14 protein-coding genes are annotated in these 15,914 nt (G+C 67.7%); 6 read left to right on the top strand and 8 right to left on the bottom strand.

Annotated features, from left to right (window positions below; genetic code table 11):
* The first annotated feature begins 5 nt into the window (after positions 1 to 5).
* The 6 genes from ACIGEZ_RS14240 (at position 6) to ACIGEZ_RS14215 (ending at position 3,688) form a co-directional block, all read left to right on the top strand.
* Positions 6 to 1,106, top strand: a complete 1,101-nt coding sequence (locus ACIGEZ_RS14240; protein WP_399830312.1) for a hypothetical protein — start codon at positions 6 to 8, stop codon at positions 1,104 to 1,106.
* Positions 1,106 to 1,678 carry a hypothetical protein gene (locus ACIGEZ_RS14235; RefSeq protein WP_399830310.1) on the top strand — a complete coding sequence of 191 codons (573 nt, stop codon included), beginning with the start codon at positions 1,106 to 1,108 and terminating at the stop codon, positions 1,676 to 1,678. The genes ACIGEZ_RS14240 and ACIGEZ_RS14235 overlap by 1 nt, the downstream gene beginning before the upstream one ends.
* A gap of 40 nt (positions 1,679 to 1,718) precedes the next feature.
* A complete protein-coding gene (locus ACIGEZ_RS14230; RefSeq protein ID WP_399830307.1) occupies positions 1,719 to 2,132 on the top strand; it encodes an ATP-binding protein in 414 nt (137 codons plus the stop codon).
* A 76-nt stretch (positions 2,133 to 2,208) separates the two neighbouring features.
* Positions 2,209 to 3,120 (top strand): peptidoglycan-binding protein, encoded by a 912-nt coding sequence (locus ACIGEZ_RS14225; RefSeq protein ID WP_399830305.1) that lies wholly within the window; start codon positions 2,209 to 2,211, stop codon positions 3,118 to 3,120.
* Positions 3,121 to 3,180: 60 nt separating this feature from the next.
* Positions 3,181 to 3,438: a hypothetical protein gene (locus tag ACIGEZ_RS14220; RefSeq protein WP_399830302.1), complete on the top strand. Its 258-nt coding sequence runs from the start codon at positions 3,181 to 3,183 to the stop codon at positions 3,436 to 3,438.
* Positions 3,425 to 3,688: a hypothetical protein gene (locus tag ACIGEZ_RS14215; RefSeq protein ID WP_399830299.1), complete on the top strand. Its 264-nt coding sequence runs from the start codon at positions 3,425 to 3,427 to the stop codon at positions 3,686 to 3,688. Before ACIGEZ_RS14220 ends, ACIGEZ_RS14215 begins: the two co-directional genes overlap by 14 nt.
* A 55-nt stretch (positions 3,689 to 3,743) precedes the next feature.
* Here the strand turns inward: ACIGEZ_RS14215 and ACIGEZ_RS14210 are convergent, their stop codons facing one another.
* From ACIGEZ_RS14210 to secE, 8 genes are all read right to left on the bottom strand, one after another.
* Positions 3,744 to 7,643 (bottom strand): DNA-directed RNA polymerase subunit beta', encoded by a 3,900-nt coding sequence (locus tag ACIGEZ_RS14210; protein ID WP_399830297.1) that lies wholly within the window; start codon positions 7,641 to 7,643, stop codon positions 3,744 to 3,746.
* 100 nt (positions 7,644 to 7,743) lie between these two features.
* A complete protein-coding gene (gene rpoB, locus ACIGEZ_RS14205) occupies positions 7,744 to 11,226 on the bottom strand; it encodes a DNA-directed RNA polymerase subunit beta (RefSeq protein ID WP_399830294.1) in 3,483 nt (1,160 codons plus the stop codon).
* 546 nt (positions 11,227 to 11,772) lie between these two features.
* Positions 11,773 to 12,156 carry a 50S ribosomal protein L7/L12 gene (rplL, locus tag ACIGEZ_RS14200; protein WP_399830292.1) on the bottom strand — a complete coding sequence of 128 codons (384 nt, stop codon included), beginning with the start codon at positions 12,154 to 12,156 and terminating at the stop codon, positions 11,773 to 11,775.
* A 119-nt stretch (positions 12,157 to 12,275) separates the two neighbouring features.
* On the bottom strand, positions 12,276 to 12,806 hold the full coding sequence (gene rplJ / locus ACIGEZ_RS14195) for a 50S ribosomal protein L10 (RefSeq protein WP_399830289.1): 531 nt from the start codon (positions 12,804 to 12,806) through the stop codon (positions 12,276 to 12,278).
* Between the two features lie 390 nt (positions 12,807 to 13,196).
* Complete coding sequence (rplA, locus tag ACIGEZ_RS14190; RefSeq protein ID WP_399830286.1) at positions 13,197 to 13,925, bottom strand: 50S ribosomal protein L1; 729 nt, start codon at positions 13,923 to 13,925, stop codon at positions 13,197 to 13,199.
* A gap of 83 nt (positions 13,926 to 14,008) precedes the next feature.
* Positions 14,009 to 14,443, bottom strand: a complete 435-nt coding sequence (rplK, locus tag ACIGEZ_RS14185; protein ID WP_030318720.1) for a 50S ribosomal protein L11 — start codon at positions 14,441 to 14,443, stop codon at positions 14,009 to 14,011.
* Positions 14,444 to 14,605: 162 nt separating this feature from the next.
* A complete protein-coding gene (nusG, locus tag ACIGEZ_RS14180; protein WP_399830283.1) occupies positions 14,606 to 15,517 on the bottom strand; it encodes a transcription termination/antitermination protein NusG in 912 nt (303 codons plus the stop codon).
* Positions 15,518 to 15,561: 44 nt separating this feature from the next.
* Positions 15,562 to 15,849 carry a preprotein translocase subunit SecE gene (secE, locus tag ACIGEZ_RS14175; RefSeq protein ID WP_399830280.1) on the bottom strand — a complete coding sequence of 96 codons (288 nt, stop codon included), beginning with the start codon at positions 15,847 to 15,849 and terminating at the stop codon, positions 15,562 to 15,564.
* Positions 15,850 to 15,914: the final 65 nt, after the last annotated feature.

Genomic DNA, 15,914 nt, shown 5'->3' with positions numbered 1-15,914 from the left:
CCGAGATGGCACTCGACACGCCCTACCGGGCGATCTTCTGCGACCTGATCACCGATCAGACCATCGACATCCTGCCGCTGCGGGACGTCTCGTTCGACGACTTCATCGGCAAGGCCGGCTCCCTGTCCGGCACCATCCCCATCCCCGACAAGGCCATCGCCGAGCGGGTCAAGAAGGTCCGCGAGGGCCGCACCGCGATCTACCTGGAGCGCGGCGGCGACCTGTGGTGGGGCGGCATCATCTGGACCACCACGCTGCAGTCCAGCGGCCGCGGGGTGCTGACCCTCGGCATCCAGGCCGCCACCTTCGACTCGTACGCGGCCCGCCGCCGCATCCGTACCGAGATCAAGTACGACCAGCCGACCGAGCAGCTCGACATCGCCCGCAAGCTGTGGACCGAGCTCACCAAGGGGCCGGGCTGCTTCAAGGTCGCCCTCGGCCAGGAGAAGTCCGACGTCCTGCGCACCGCGAGCTGGCGCAACGGCGACGAGACGGTCTATCTGGAGGCCCTGGACCAGCTCGCCGCCCTGCAGGACGGCTTCGAGCACCAGATCATGGTCTACCGCGACCCGGTCAGCGGCGAGCGGATCCGGCAGCTGCGGCTCGGCTCGCCCAAGATCCGTACCGGCGCCACCGACCTCGTCTTCGACCGGCCCGGCGTGATCCTGTCGTACTCGTTCCCGTACGACGCGACCCGCGGCGGCACGACCTCCGTGGCCCGCGGCGCGTCCGTCAACAACAACGCCGCCGCCGAGTCCCGGCCGATCGTCTCCACCGAGCAGATCGCCACCGACCTGCTCACCGAGGGCTGGCCGCTCATCGACCTGTCCTCGGACCACAACGAGATCAGCGACCAGCTCACCCTCGACTCGCTGGCCAAGGCCGAGCTCGACCAGGCCCGCGGCGCGGTCGTCATCCCGGAGATCAGCATCCACCTCGGCGGGATCGTCCCGCCGGCGCTGCTCGGCCGGGTGGCCCGCATCCGGATCACCGACGAGTGGTACTCCCAGGGCCTCGACGCCCGCTACCGCATCATCGGCATCAAGATCACCCCGCCGGAGCGCGGCCGCCCCGACACCGCCGAGCTCTACCTTGAGGAGGCCTGATGCCCCAGCTGCCCGAGGACATCATCGACCGGCTCAACCAGATGGAACGCCGGATCAAGGCCCTGTCCACCGCGGTCAACACCCGTCCCGCCGTCAACGAGTTCCGGCCGGCCACGCAGACCGGCAGCGTCACCGTCAACCGGCCGCTGTTCCGGATCTTCGACGGCTACAACCACGAGATCTTCGCCGACGACATCATGACCGGCGGTCTCGCCCGGCCCTGGCTCCAGCTGATGCCGCCGCTGCCCACCGACACGACCAAGTGGCCCTCCACCACCAGTCCCGCCTTCACCACCATCGCCCGCAGCTCCAACCCCGTCTGGCAGCCGAAGATGCGGCTCGCCGTCAACACGGCGGCGTCGGCCGGCGCGACCGGCCAGGTGCGGGTCCTCGTCGACAACGTCCAGTTCGGCCCCACGGTCACCGCGGGCACCACCTACGACTACCTCGGCCTGCTGCCCGGCGACATGAAGACGCGGTTCGGCCAGACGATGAACATCGAGATCCAGGCCCTGGCCAGCGGCGGCACGGTCTACGCCCAGGCCGTCCTCATCCACGGCGCCCAGACCTGATCCGCCCCCCTACGGGCACGACGAGCACGAGGAGCACCCCATGAACATCGACCCCACCCAGCCGTGGGGCGTGGCCATCGACTACGCGGGCCGCGCCACCGTCACCCAGGACGGCCACACCGTCAACATCCGCGTCCACGACAACAGTCTCGGCTACGTCCTGGAGCGCGACCCGGTCACCGGGCAGTACCCCTCCGTGTACATCACCGCCGAGATCACCGAGAAGGACGCCGAGGGCGACGCCGTCCTGCGCGGCTCCGGCGTCATCACCGTCAACGCCCAGGACGGCGTTCCCGCCGTCCCCGACCCGACCGCCGCCGAGCGGGCCGTGACGGCCGCGCTCGCGGACTTCGACAACCGCCGGGCCGCCTACGCCGCCCTGTGCGCCACCTGGGCCCCGGCCCCGCCGGCGCCCGAGACGCCGCAGCCGCCGGCCGTCGAGCCCGCTCCGTAAGAAGCACCGCGCCCCACCCCCGTACGCCCGCCCCGTGCCGATCCGGCCGGGGTTTTCTCATGCCCGGAGGACACTGATGGCCACACCCCTCTCCGCGGACCGGATCGTCGCCGCGCTCCGCGCCGAAGGCGTCACCGTCGTCGAGCACGACGGCTGGCGCAACCACAACCGCAACCACGTCGGCACCTGGGGCCCCGTGGTCGGCGTCATGATCCACCACACTGTCTCCGCGGGCACCGACAACACCGTCGAGCTCTGCTACAACGGCTACGAGGGCCTGCCGGGCCCGCTGTGCCACGGCGTCATCGCCAAGGACGGCTCGGTCCACCTGGTCTCCAGCGGCCGCGCCAACCACGCCGGCGGCGGCGACCCGTCCGTCCTCCAGGCCGTGATCAGCGAGACGTACGGGGACCGGCCGCCGGCCACCCGCGAACACCAGGGCAGCGCGGGCGCCGTCGACGGCAACTCCCGCTTCTACGGCTTCGAGTGCATCAACCTCGGCAACGGCTCCGACCCCTGGCCGCCCGCCCAGCTCGACGCCATCGAGCGGGTGTCCGCGGCCCTGTGCCGGGCCCACGGCTGGGGCGCCCGGTCCGTGATCGGCCACGCCGAGTGGTCCGACTGGAAGAACGACCCGCGCGGCTTCGGCATGCCGGGCATGCGCGAGCGCGTCCAGAAGCGGCTCGGCGCCGCCCCGGCCGCCAAGCCCACCGCCCCCGCCCAGCCGGCGAACCCGCGCTACCAGCCGTTCCCCGGGACCGCGTTCTTCAAGACCACCCCCAGCTCCGCCGTCGTCACCGCGATGGGCCGACGGCTGGTCGCCGAGGGCTGCGGCCGCTACAAGGTCGGCCCCGGCCCGCGCTGGTCCGAGGCCGACCGCCAGTCGTACGCCGCCTGGCAGCGCAAGCTCGGCTTCTCCGGCTCCGACGCCGACGGCTGGCCGGGCCGCGCCTCCTGGAACGCGCTGAAGGTCCCGTACACGAAGTAGGCCCACCCCGCGGAAACCCCCACGCCCCACGCCCCACGCCCCACGCAAGGAGAACCACCCATGTCCGAAGCCGCCAAGCGCACGGCCCGCACCGTGCTGCAGACCGCCGTCGGCATCGCCGTCGTGCTGCCGGCGATCGTCGACGCCTCCGGGCTCCCCGCCACCCTGCCCTGGGTCGCCGGGGCGCTCGCCGTCGCCGGCGCCCTCACCCGGGTGATGGCCGTCCCCGCCGTCCAGGACCTGCTGCCGTCCTGGCTCCGCACGACCCCCGCCGGCACCCCGGAGGTCCTCACGGAGGCGGCCGATGACCGAGCCTGACCCGAACGACCCGGTCGCCGTCGCCCTCGAACTGGAACGGCTGCGCGGCACGCTGGAGGCCGGCTTCGCCCGGGTCGACGGCTCGCTCGCGCTGCTCGTCCAGCGCAGCGACCAGACCGACAAGCAGCTCGCCGACCACGAGGCCCGTCTCGACGCCCTGGAGCGCGCCCGCTGGCCGCTGGCCTCGGTGGCCGCGCTCACCGCGAGCGCCGGGCTGCTCCTCGCGGTCTGGGAGCTCGCGAACCGCTGACACGCCGAAGGGCGGCACCCCGTGCGGGGTGCCGCCCTTCTTCGCGTACTAGCGCTTACTGGTTGTACGGACCGTAGTCGTAGTCCTCCAGCGGAACGGCCTGGCCGGAGCCGGTGCCGAACGGCGAGTAGTCGATGTCGTCGTAGCCGACGGCCGAGTACATCGCGGCCTTGGCCTCCTCGGTCGGCTCCACCCGGATGTTGCGGTAGCGGGACAGACCCGTACCGGCCGGGATGAGCTTACCGATGATGACGTTCTCCTTGAGGCCGATGAGGCTGTCGGACTTGGCGTTGATCGCCGCATCCGTCAGGACTCGGGTCGTCTCCTGGAAGGAGGCGGCCGACAGCCAGGACTCCGTCGCCAGCGAGGCCTTGGTGATACCCATCAGCTGCGGACGGCCGGAGGCCGGGTGGCCGCCTTCCTGCACCACACGACGGTTCTCGGTCTCGAACTTCGAGCGCTCGACGAGCTCGCCCGGCAGCAGCTCCGCGTCGCCGGACTCGATGATCGTCACACGGCGCAGCATCTGCCGGATGATGATCTCGATGTGCTTGTCGTGGATCGACACGCCCTGCGAGTTGTAGACCTTCTGGACCTCGCCGACCAGGTGGACCTGGACCGCACGCTGGCCGAGGATGCGCAGCACGTCGTGCGGGTTGGTGGCACCCACGGTGAGCTTCTGGCCCACCTCGACGTGGTCGCCCTCGCCCACGAGCAGACGGGCACGCTTCGAGATCGGGAACGCCGTCTCGTCGGTGCCGTCGTCCGGGGTGACGACGATCTTCTTGGTCTTCTCGGTCTCCTCGATACGGACGCGACCGGCCGCCTCGGAGATCGGGGCGACACCCTTGGGCTGCCGCGCCTCGAAGAGCTCGACGACACGGGGCAGACCCTGGGTGATGTCGTCACCGGCCACACCACCGGTGTGGAAGGTACGCATCGTCAGCTGGGTACCGGGCTCACCGATGGACTGGGCGGCGATGATGCCGACCGCCTCACCGATGTCGACCAGCTTGCCGGTGGCCAGCGAGCGGCCGTAGCAGAAGGCACAGGTGCCGACCGCGGACTCACAGGTCAGGACCGAGCGGGTCTTGACCTCCTCCACGCCGGCGCCCACGAGGGCGTCGATGAGCACGTCACCCAGGTCGACGTTGGCCGGCGCGATGACCTTGCCGTCCACGACGACGTCCTCGGCGAGCATCCGCGCGTACACGGAGGTCTCGACGTCGTCCGCCTTGCGCAGGACGCCGGCGGCGTCCTTCTCGGCGATCCGCAGCTTCAGACCGCGCTCGGTGCCACAGTCCTCCTCGCGGATGATCACGTCCTGCGAGACGTCCACCAGACGACGGGTCAGGTAACCCGAGTCGGCGGTACGCAGGGCGGTGTCGGCGAGACCCTTACGGGCACCGTGGGTCGAGATGAAGTACTCGAGCACGGACAGACCCTCGCGGAAGGACGCCTTGATGGGACGCGGGATCGTCTCGTTCTTGGCGTTCGACACCAGACCACGCATACCGGCGATCTGACGCATCTGCATCATGTTTCCTCGGGCACCCGAGTCAACCATCATGAAGATGGGGTTCGTCTTGGGGAAGTTCGCGTTCATCGCCTCGGCGACCTCGTTGGTCGCCTTGGTCCAGATCGCGATGAGCTCCTGAGTGCGCTCTTCCTTGGTGATCAGACCGCGCTCGTACTGCTTCTGGACCTTCTCGTCCTGCTCCTCGTAACCCTTGACGATGGCCTTCTTGGCCTCGGGCACGACGACGTCGGAGATGGCCACGGTGACACCGGAACGGGTCGCCCAGAAGAAGCCCGCCGCCTTCAGGTTGTCGAGCGTCGCCGCCACGATGACCTTGGGGTAGCGCTCGGCGAGGTCGTTGACGATCTCGGAGAGCTGCTTCTTGCCGACGGAGTAGTCGACGAACGGGTAGTCCTCGGGCAGCAGCTCGTTGAAGAGCGCACGGCCCAGCGTGGTGTTCAGACGGAAGCTGTCACCCTGCTGCCACTCCGGCTCGCCCTCCTCGGCGACCGGGGGAACCCAGCCGCGCGGCGGAACGGTGCCGATCGGGAAGCGGATGTCGACCTGCGACTGCAGCGACAGCTCGCCGGCGTCGAACGCCATGATCGCCTCGGCCGTGGAGCCGAACGCGCGGCCCTCGCCCTTGACGTCACGCAGCTCGCCGTCGGTGGTGAGGAAGAACAGACCGAGGACCATGTCCTGGGTCGGCATCGTCACCGGACGGCCGTCGGCGGGCTTGAGGATGTTGTTCGAGGACAGCATCAGGATGCGGGCCTCGGCCTGCGCCTCCGCGGAGAGCGGCAGGTGGACGGCCATCTGGTCACCGTCGAAGTCCGCGTTGAACGCGGTGCAGACGAGCGGGTGGATCTGGATGGCCTTGCCCTCGACCAGCTGCGGCTCGAAGGCCTGGATGCCGAGGCGGTGCAGCGTGGGCGCACGGTTCAGCAGAACCGGGTGCTCGGCGATGACCTCTTCGAGGACGTCGTACACGACCGTGCGGCCGCGCTCGACCATCCGCTTCGCCGACTTGATGTTCTGCGCGTGGTTCAGGTCGACCAGGCGCTTCATCACGAACGGCTTGAAGAGCTCCAGCGCCATGGCCTTGGGCAGACCACACTGGTGCAGCTTCAGCTGCGGACCGACGACGATCACGGAACGCGCGGAGTAGTCCACACGCTTGCCGAGAAGGTTCTGACGGAATCGACCCTGCTTGCCCTTGAGCATGTCGCTCAGGGACTTCAGCGGACGGTTACCGGGACCGGTCACCGGACGGCCACGACGACCGTTGTCGAAGAGGGCGTCCACGGCCTCCTGAAGCATGCGCTTCTCGTTGTTCACGATGATCTCGGGGGCACCGAGGTCGAGGAGACGCTTCAGACGGTTGTTGCGGTTGATCACGCGGCGGTACAGGTCGTTCAGGTCGGAGGTCGCGAAGCGGCCACCGTCCAGCTGCACCATCGGACGCAGGTCCGGCGGGATGACCGGCACGCAGTCGAGAACCATGCCCTTGGGGCTGTTCGCGGTCTGCAGGAACGCGGAGACGACCTTGAGGCGCTTGAGCGCACGGGTCTTCTTCTGGCCCTTGCCGGTGCGGATGATCTCGCGGAGCTTCTCCGCCTCCTCGTCCAGGTCGAAGGACTCGAGGCGCTTCTGCAGCGCCGCGGCACCCATCGAGCCGTCGAAGTACGTGCCGAAGCGGTCACGCAGCTCGCGGTAGAGGAGCTCGTCGCCCTCCAGGTCCTGGACCTTGAGGTTCTTGAAGCGGTTCCACACCTCGTCGAGACGGTCGATCTCGCGCTGCGCACGGTCGCGCAGCTGCTTCATCTCACGCTCGGCACCCTCGCGCACCTTGCGGCGCACGTCGGCCTTGGCACCCTCGGCCTCGAGCTCGGCCAGGTCGGTCTCGAGCTTCTTGGCGCGGGCCTCCAGGTCGGAGTCGCGGCGGTTCTCGATCTGCTGACGCTCGACGGAGACGTGGGCCTCCAGCGACGGCAGGTCGCGGGTACGACGCTCGTCGTCGACGTACGTGATCATGTACGCCGCGAAGTAGATGACCTTCTCCAGGTCCTTCGGGGCGAGGTCGAGCAGGTAGCCCAGACGCGACGGAACGCCCTTGAAGTACCAGATGTGGGTCACGGGAGCGGCGAGCTCGATGTGGCCCATCCGCTCACGACGCACCTTGGCGCGGGTGACCTCGACGCCACACCGCTCACAGATGATGCCCTTGAAGCGGACGCGCTTGTACTTGCCGCAGTAGCACTCCCAGTCCCGGGTCGGACCGAAGATCTTCTCGCAGAAGAGTCCGTCCTTCTCGGGCTTGAGCGTGCGGTAGTTGATGGTCTCCGGCTTCTTGACCTCGCCGTGGCTCCACTGACGGATGTCATCAGCGGTGGCCAGACCGATCCGGAGCTCGTCGAAGAAGTTGACGTCGAGCACTATGCGTCAATCCCTCTCAGGGTTGTAAGTCTTGGGGTCTGATACGGGGGTCCTGGGGCCGGCCGGGGGCTCATCGCTGAGCCCCCGTACCGGACTCCCGTCAGACCTCTTCGACGCTGCTCGGCTCGCGCCGGGACAGGTCGATGCCGAGCTCCTCCGCAGCGCGGAAGACGTCCTCGTCGGTGTCGCGCATCTCGATGGACATGCCGTCCGAGGAGAGCACCTCCACGTTGAGGCACAGGGACTGCATCTCCTTGATGAGCACCTTGAAGGACTCGGGGATGCCGGGCTCAGGGATGTTCTCGCCCTTGACGATGGCCTCGTAGACCTTCACGCGGCCGGTCACGTCGTCGGACTTGATCGTCAGCAGCTCCTGGAGGGCGTACGCGGCGCCGTAAGCCTCCAGCGCCCACACCTCCATCTCACCGAAGCGCTGGCCACCGAACTGGGCCTTACCACCCAGCGGCTGCTGGGTGATCATCGAGTACGGACCGGTCGACCGGGCGTGCAGCTTGTCGTCGACCAGGTGGTGGAGCTTGAGGATGTACATGTACCCGACCGAGATCGGGTCCGGGAACGGCTCGCCGGAGCGGCCGTCGAACAGACGCGCCTTGCCGGTCGGGAGCACCATGCGCTCGCCGTCGCGGTTCGGGATCGTGTGCTGCAGCAGACCCGCGAGCTCGTCCTCACGCGCACCGTCGAAGACCGGGGTGGCGACGTTGGTGCCGGGGGCGACCTGGTCGGCACCGATGGCCTGCAGGCGCTGCGCCCACTCGTCGGCGAGGCCGGAGACGTCCCAGCCGCGGCTGGCGAGCCAGCCGAGGTGGATCTCCAGGACCTGTCCCGGGTTCATTCGGGACGGGACACCGAGCGGGTTGAGGATGATGTCGACCGGGGTCCCGTCCTCGAGGAACGGCATGTCCTCGATGGGCAGGATCTTGGAGATGACACCCTTGTTGCCGTGACGGCCGGCGAGCTTGTCACCGTCGGTGATCTTGCGCTTCTGGGCGACGTAGACGCGGACCAGCTGGTTCACGCCCGGGGGAAGCTCGTCGCCCTCCTCGCGGTCGAAGACGCGGACGCCGATGACCTTGCCGGTCTCGCCGTGCGGGACCTTCAGCGAGGTGTCACGGACCTCACGGGCCTTCTCACCGAAGATCGCGCGGAGCAGGCGCTCCTCCGGGGTCAGCTCGGTCTCACCCTTCGGGGTGACCTTGCCGACCAGGATGTCGCCGGCGACGACCTCGGCACCGATGCGGATGATGCCGCGCTCGTCGAGGTCGGCGAGGACCTCCTCGGAGACGTTCGGGATGTCCCGGGTGATCTCCTCGGGGCCGAGCTTGGTGTCACGGGCGTCGACCTCGTGCTCCTCGATGTGGATCGAGGAGAGGACGTCGTCCTGCACGAGGCGCTGCGACAGGATGATCGCGTCCTCGTAGTTGTGACCCTCCCACGGCATGAACGCGACCAGCAGGTTCTTGCCGAGCGCCATCTCGCCGTCTTCGGTCGCGGGACCGTCGGCGAGGACCTGGCCCTCGATCACCCGGTCGCCCTCGTCGACGACGACCTTCTGGTTGACCGAGGTGCCCTGGTTGGAGCGGGAGAACTTGTGCAGGCGGTACGTGTTGTACGTGCCGTCGTCGTTGGCGACCGTGATGTAGTCGGCGGACAGCTCCTGGACCACACCGGCCTTGTCGGCCTTGAGCACGTCGCCGGCGTCGGTGGCGCAGCGGTACTCCATGCCGGTGCCGACGAGCGGGGCCTCCGACTTAATCAGCGGCACCGCCTGACGCATCATGTTCGCGCCCATGAGGGCACGGTTGGCGTCGTCGTGCTCGAGGAACGGGATCATGGCGGTCGCGACCGACACCATCTGGCGCGGCGAGACGTCCATGTAGTCCACGTCGGCCGGCGGGACGTAGTCGACCTCGCCGCCACGACGGCGGACCAGCACGCGGGCCTCGGTGAACTGCAGCTCGTCGTTGAGCGCGGCGTTGGCCTGCGCGATGACGAAGCGGTCCTCCTCGTCGGCGGTCAGGTAGTCGACCTCGTCGGTGACCTGGCCGTCGACGACCTTGCGGTACGGCGTCTCGATGAAGCCGAACGCGTTGACGCGGCCGTACGAGGCGAGCGAACCGATCAGACCGATGTTCGGGCCTTCGGGGGTCTCGATCGGGCACATGCGTCCGTAGTGGGACGGGTGCACGTCTCGGACCTCGAAGCCGGCCCGCTCACGGGACAGACCACCGGGACCCAGCGCCGAGAGACGACGCTTGTGCGTCAGACCCGACAGCGGGTTGTTCTGGTCCATGAACTGCGACAGCTGGCTGGTGCCGAAGAACTCCTTGATGGAGGCGACGACCGGCCGGATGTTGATCAGGGTCTGCGGCGTGATCGCCTCGACGTCCTGGGTGGTCATCCGCTCGCGGACGACGCGCTCCATACGAGCCAGACCCGTGCGGACCTGGTTCTGGATGAGCTCGCCGACGTTGCGCAGACGACGGTTGCCGAAGTGGTCGATGTCGTCGGTCTCGACGACGATCTGGTTGCCGTTCTCGCCGACCGTCTCGGTCTCGCCCGCGTGCAGCTTGACCAGGTACTTGATGGTCGCGATGACGTCGTCCGTGGTGAGGACACCCGCGTCCAGCGGCTCGTCGGCGCCGAGCTTCTTGTTGACCTTGTAGCGGCCGACCTTGGCCAGGTCGTAGCGCTTCGGGTTGAAGTACAGGTTCTCGAGCAGCGTCTGGGCGGCCTCGCGCGTCGGCGGCTCGCCCGGACGGAGCTTGCGGTAGATGTCGAGCAGCGCGTCGTCCTGGCCCTGGGTGTGGTCCTTCTCCAGGGTGGCGCGCATGGACTCGTACTCGCCGAACTCCTGCAGGATCTGCTCGGTGGTCCAGCCGAGCGCCTTCAGCAGAACGGTGACGGACTGCTTGCGCTTGCGGTCGATGCGTACGCCGACCATGTCGCGCTTGTCGATCTCCATCTCCAGCCAGGCACCCCGGGACGGGATGATCTTGGCGGAGAAGATGTCCTTGTCGGACGTCTTGTCGATGGAGGAGTCGAAGTAGACACCGGGCGAACGCACGAGCTGCGACACCACGACACGCTCGGTGCCGTTGATGACGAAGGTGCCCTTGTTGGTCATGAGCGGGAAGTCGCCCATGAAGACCGTCTGCGACTTGATCTCGCCGGTCTCGTTGTTGGTGAACTCAGCCGTGACGAAGAGCGGGGCACCGTAGGTGAAGTCACGGTCCTTGCACTCGTCGATCGAGTTCTTCGGCGGCTCGAAGCGGTGGTCGCGGAAGGTCAGCGACATCGACCCGGAGAAGTCCTCGATCGGGGAGATCTCCTCGAAGATCTCCTCCAGACCGGACTTCGTGGGGACGTCCTGTCCCGACTCAAGGGCGGCCTCGACGCGAGCCTTCCACGCCGCGTTGCCGAGCAGCCAGTCGAAGCTCTCGGTCTGGAGCGCGAGGAGGTTCGGAACCTCGAGGGGCTCCTTGATCTTTGCAAAGGAGATGCGCAGCGGGGCGGTGCTGGCGCCGTTGTTCGTATTGGTCGAGGCGTTGCGCGAGGCGGCCAAGAGGGGGTCCTTCCGAGGGCTCGGACTCACTACGCGCGTACCGGTCCCTAGCGGAGCCCCGTGGAAGACATTTCCCGAATTGGCCGAAAGGCCAGGTCAGAGTGGGTCGACCAGCGAAGCGGATGCGAGGGGATGCCCCAGGTGACGGGCAGGGGGCAGCTAACAGGCAGCGCAAAGGGTCAGTGTAGCCACTTGGCCCACTGATGTCCAGGGCGAGTTCTTCGCGACCCTCGTTGTTCTCAACTCCGCGGTACCTCGCGCCGTGCGGCGCACCTCGATACTGCCCGTTCGGTCGTCGATCCATGCCTCGGAAACGGATCGTTGTGACGACGCGTCCTGAGAATTGCGCGCTGCGTGCGGTTCGTCAAGGCCCCCGCCTGTGGGCGGCGCACGGCGAAGATCACCATACTCCGCATCCGGAGGCCCCCACGACCCCCGCCACGCCGGTCCCGGGGAACGCCGAAGGGCGACCACCCAGATGGATGATCGCCCTTCGGGCTTCGAGCGTTACACGCTCAGCAAAGAGTCGCTACGCGCGACGAGGTGTTACTTGACCTCGACGGAGGCGCCGGCGCCCTTGAGGGCCTCGGCGGCCTTCTCAGCGGCGTCCTTGGCGACCTTCTCGAGGACCGGCTTCGGGGTGCCGTCGACGAGGTCCTTGGCCTCCTTCAGACCCAGGGAGGTCAGCTCACGCACGACCTTGATGACCTGGATCTTCTTCTCGCCGGCGCCGGTGAGGATGACGTCGAACTCGTCCTTCTCCTCAGCGGCCTCGGCCGGGGCACCCGGGACACCGGCGGCAACGGCGACGGTGGCCGCGGCGGCGGTGACGTCGAACTTCTCCTCGAACGCCTTCACGAACTCGGAGAGCTCGATGAGGGTCATCTCCTCGAACTGCGCGAGCAGGTCATCCTGAGAGAGCTTCGCCATGATGGGCGATCCTTCCACTAATTCGGCTGGTGCCGGAGTTACATGTGAGGCGGGCGTACATTCGGCCCGCTGCGACCCGCTCCGCCCTGGCGGCGGTACGGATCATTACGCGAGCCGAATTACTCGGCACCGCCCTGCTCGGCCTGCTTGGCACGGAGCGCGTCCACGGTGCGGACGAGCTTCGACGGCAGCGCCTGGAAGAGCGAGGCAGCCTGAGACTGCTTGCCCTTGAACGCGCCGGCCAGCTTGCTGAGCAGAACCTCGCGGGACTCGAGGTCCGCAAGCTTCTTGATCTCATCGGCGGACAGCGCCTTACCCTCAAGGACACCGCCCTTGATGATCAGGTTCGGGTTGTCCTTGGCGAAGTCACGCAGCGCCTTCGCCGACTCCACCGGGTCACCGGTGACGAAGGCGACCGCGGTCGGACCAGAGAACTGGTCGTCCAGCGCGGTGATCCCGGCCTGGTTGGCCGCAATCTTGGTCAGCGTGTTCTTCACCACGGCGTACTGGGCGTTCTCACCGAGCGAACGACGCAGCGTCTTGAGCTGCGCCACGGTGAGACCCCGGTACTCGGTCAGCACGGCCGCAGCGGAGCTCTGGAACTTGTCCTTGAGCTCGGCTACGTCGGCAGCCTTGTCGGGCCTTGCCATAGAGCGTCGGCCTCCTTCCGGGTGATGGGACCGCGCGGAAGGCGCTGAACAAACAAAACGCCCCGGGCGCAGGCGCACGGGGCTCAGCTCGACCGAATCGGGAAGATCCGGGAACTCATCCACGGTCACCTACGCGGGTCGTTCGCCATCTCAGCGAATCCTTCGGCCACCGAACCCTTACGGGCGCAGCGACGACCAGCGGTCTTTGGCTTCTGTGGAAGAGTACGTGACGCACCGGGCGCGGAGCAAATCCGCCCGTACGCCCGCGAGCTGCTTGTGCACCGCCGCGACCCCGGCCGCCCCCGCGATGACGGCCCCGCAACGAAAAACCGCCCCACGCGGCTCTTGCGAGCTGCGGGGGCGGCTTTCAGGACACGTGAGTCAGAAGACTCAGACCGCGGCCGGGTCCTCCTCGACGAGGAGGTTGCGGGTGCGGTTGGAGTCGAGCGGGATGCTCGGGCCCATCGTGGTGGTGATGGCGGCCTTCTTGATGTAGCGGCCCTTGGCGGCGGACGGCTTCAGACGGAGGATCTCCTCCAGGGCCGCGCCGTAGTTCTCCACCAGCTTGGTGTCGTCGAAGGACACCTTGCCGATGATGAAGTGCAGGTTCGAGTGCTTGTCGACGCGGAACTCGATCTTGCCGCCCTTGATCTCGTTGACCGCCTTGGCGACGTCGGGCGTCACGGTGCCGGTCTTCGGGTTGGGCATGAGACCACGCGGGCCGAGGACGCGGCCGAGGCGGCCGACCTTGCCCATGAGGTCCGGGGTGGCCACCACGGCGTCGAACTCGTTCAGGCGGTTGCCCTTGGAGATCTCGTCGATGAGCTCGTCGGAGCCGACGATGTCGGCGCCCGCGGCGATCGCGGCCTCGGCACGGTCACCGGTCGCGAAGACCAGGACCCGGGCGGTCTTACCGGTGCCGTGCGGAAGGTTCACGGTGCCACGGACCATCTGGTCGGCCTTGCGCGGGTCGACACCCAGGCGGAAGGCGACCTCGACGGTGCCGTCGAACTTGCTGGTGGAGGTCTCCTTGGCCAGACGGACGGCCTCGAGCGGGGCGTAGAGCTTCTCCCGGTCGATCTTCGCGTCCGCAGCGCGGAGAGACTTGCTGCGCTTCACTTCTGCTCCTGTGTTTGGTTCAGGTATGGAGTCGTGGTGCGGGCCGGCGCAGGCCCTACCACTGAGGTCTTACGGGGAGCTGATCAGCCCTCGACGGTGATGCCCATGGAACGGGCGGTGCCGGCGATGATCTTCGACGCGGCGTCCAGGTCGTTGGCGTTCAGGTCGGGCAGCTTGACCGTGGCGATCTCGCGGACCTGAGCGGCCGTGAGCTTCGCGACCTTGGTCTTGTGCGGCTCGCCGGAGCCCTTGTCCACACCCGCGGCCTTGAGGATCAGCTTGGCGGCCGGCGGAGTCTTGGTGATGAAGGTGAAGGAGCGGTCCTCGTAGACCGTGATCTCCACCGGCACGACCATGCCACGCTGCGACTCGGTCGCGGCGTTGTAGGCCTTGCAGAACTCCATGATGTTGACGCCGTGCTGACCGAGCGCGGGGCCGACCGGCGGGGCCGGGTTGGCCGCACCGGCGTTGATCTGGAGCTTGATAAGCCCCGTGACCTTCTTCTTCTTGGGAGGCATTGCTCTCTCCGGGTCCTAGTGAGAGTTTTCCAGCCGATCCGTCCGGTCGTCCGGACGGAGGCATACCGCACAACGATAACGGGTATAGCTGTGCGACCAAAAACCGAGCAGGTCAGAGCGGCTTCAGCAGCCACTCTGACCTGTTCGGAAACCTGTGAACGATCAGTTCTTCTGGATCTGGTCGAAGCTCAGCTCGACCGGGGTCTCGCGACCGAAGATCTCGACGAGGCCCTTGACCTTCTTCGAGTCGGGGTTGATCTCGTTGATCGTGGCCTGGAGGGTGGCGAAGGGGCCGTCGGTGACGGTGACCGAGTCGCCGACCTCGAAGTCCAGGACCTGGACCTCGACCTTGCGGGCCGGAGCCGGCTTGCCCTCGGCCTCGGCGGCCTCGCGGGCGGCCTTCTCCTCGGCCTCCGGGGCGAGCATCTTGACGATCTCGTCCAGGGTCAGCGGGTACGGGTCGTAGGCGTTGCCCACGAAGCCGGTGACGCCGGGCGTGTTGCGGACGACACCCCAGGACTCGTTCGTCAGGTCCATGCGGACGAGCACGTAACCGGGCAGCTTGTTCTGCCGGACGTTCTTGCGCTCGCCGTTCTTGATCTGGACGATCTCTTCCTCGGGGACCTCGGCCTGGTAGATGAAGTCCTCGACGTTCAGCGAGACGGCGCGCTGCTCCAGGTTGGCCTTCACGCGCTTCTCGTAGCCCGCGTAGGTGTGGATCACGTACCACTCGCCGGGCAGACCGCGCAGCTCGTCACGGAGGGCGGCGACGGGGTCGACCGGAGCGGCGGGCTCGGCCTCGGCGGCCTCCTCGGCCTCTTCCTCGGCGGCCTCGACGTCGGCGACCTCGGTGCCCTCGTCCTCGGACTCGTCGGCCTCGACGGACGCGTCGGTCTCCTCGGACTCGTCAGACTCCTCGGAGTCCTCCACGAGCTCGGGCCCGGCGTCGGTCTCGTCGAGCTCGCCGGCCTCGTCAGCAGCGTCCGCCTGGTCCTCGTCGGCCGCCTCGACGATGTCGAGCTCGTCCTCGACGGACTCGGACTCGAAGGCGTCGTTCAGGTTCGCGTCAGACACGGTGGCTGCTTCTTCCTGCGATACAGATGGGGTGGAACAAAAAGTCAGCCGAAGACGTACTTGACTGCTTCCTGGAAGCCATAGTCAATCACGGTCACAAGGCCGATCATGATGACAACGAAGACAATCACCACAGTGGTGTACGTCGTGAGCTGGCTTCGCGTGGGCCAGACGACCTTACGGAGCTCCGCGATGACCTGGCGGTAGAACAGCGCGAGACGGCCCAGAGGGCCCTTCTTTCCGCGCTTACCGCCCTTCCGGGACTTCTTCTTCGCGTCCTGGGCGGTGTCTTCGGCATCAGGCGTGTCGATGGAGCCTACGGCGTCCGTCACGATGTCTCACCTGATTCCGGGTCGTGGCCGTGCCGCGCCCGGGTGGAGCCGCACGGCGGTGCAAT

Origin of the sequence: Streptomyces sp. NPDC085481 (assembly GCF_044541845.1) — a bacterium.
In the GTDB taxonomy this organism is placed as follows: Bacteria; Actinomycetota; Actinomycetes; order Streptomycetales; family Streptomycetaceae; genus Streptomyces.
Note: the sequence above shows the minus strand (reverse complement) of the source record. Positions and strands in the feature narration are given on the sequence as shown.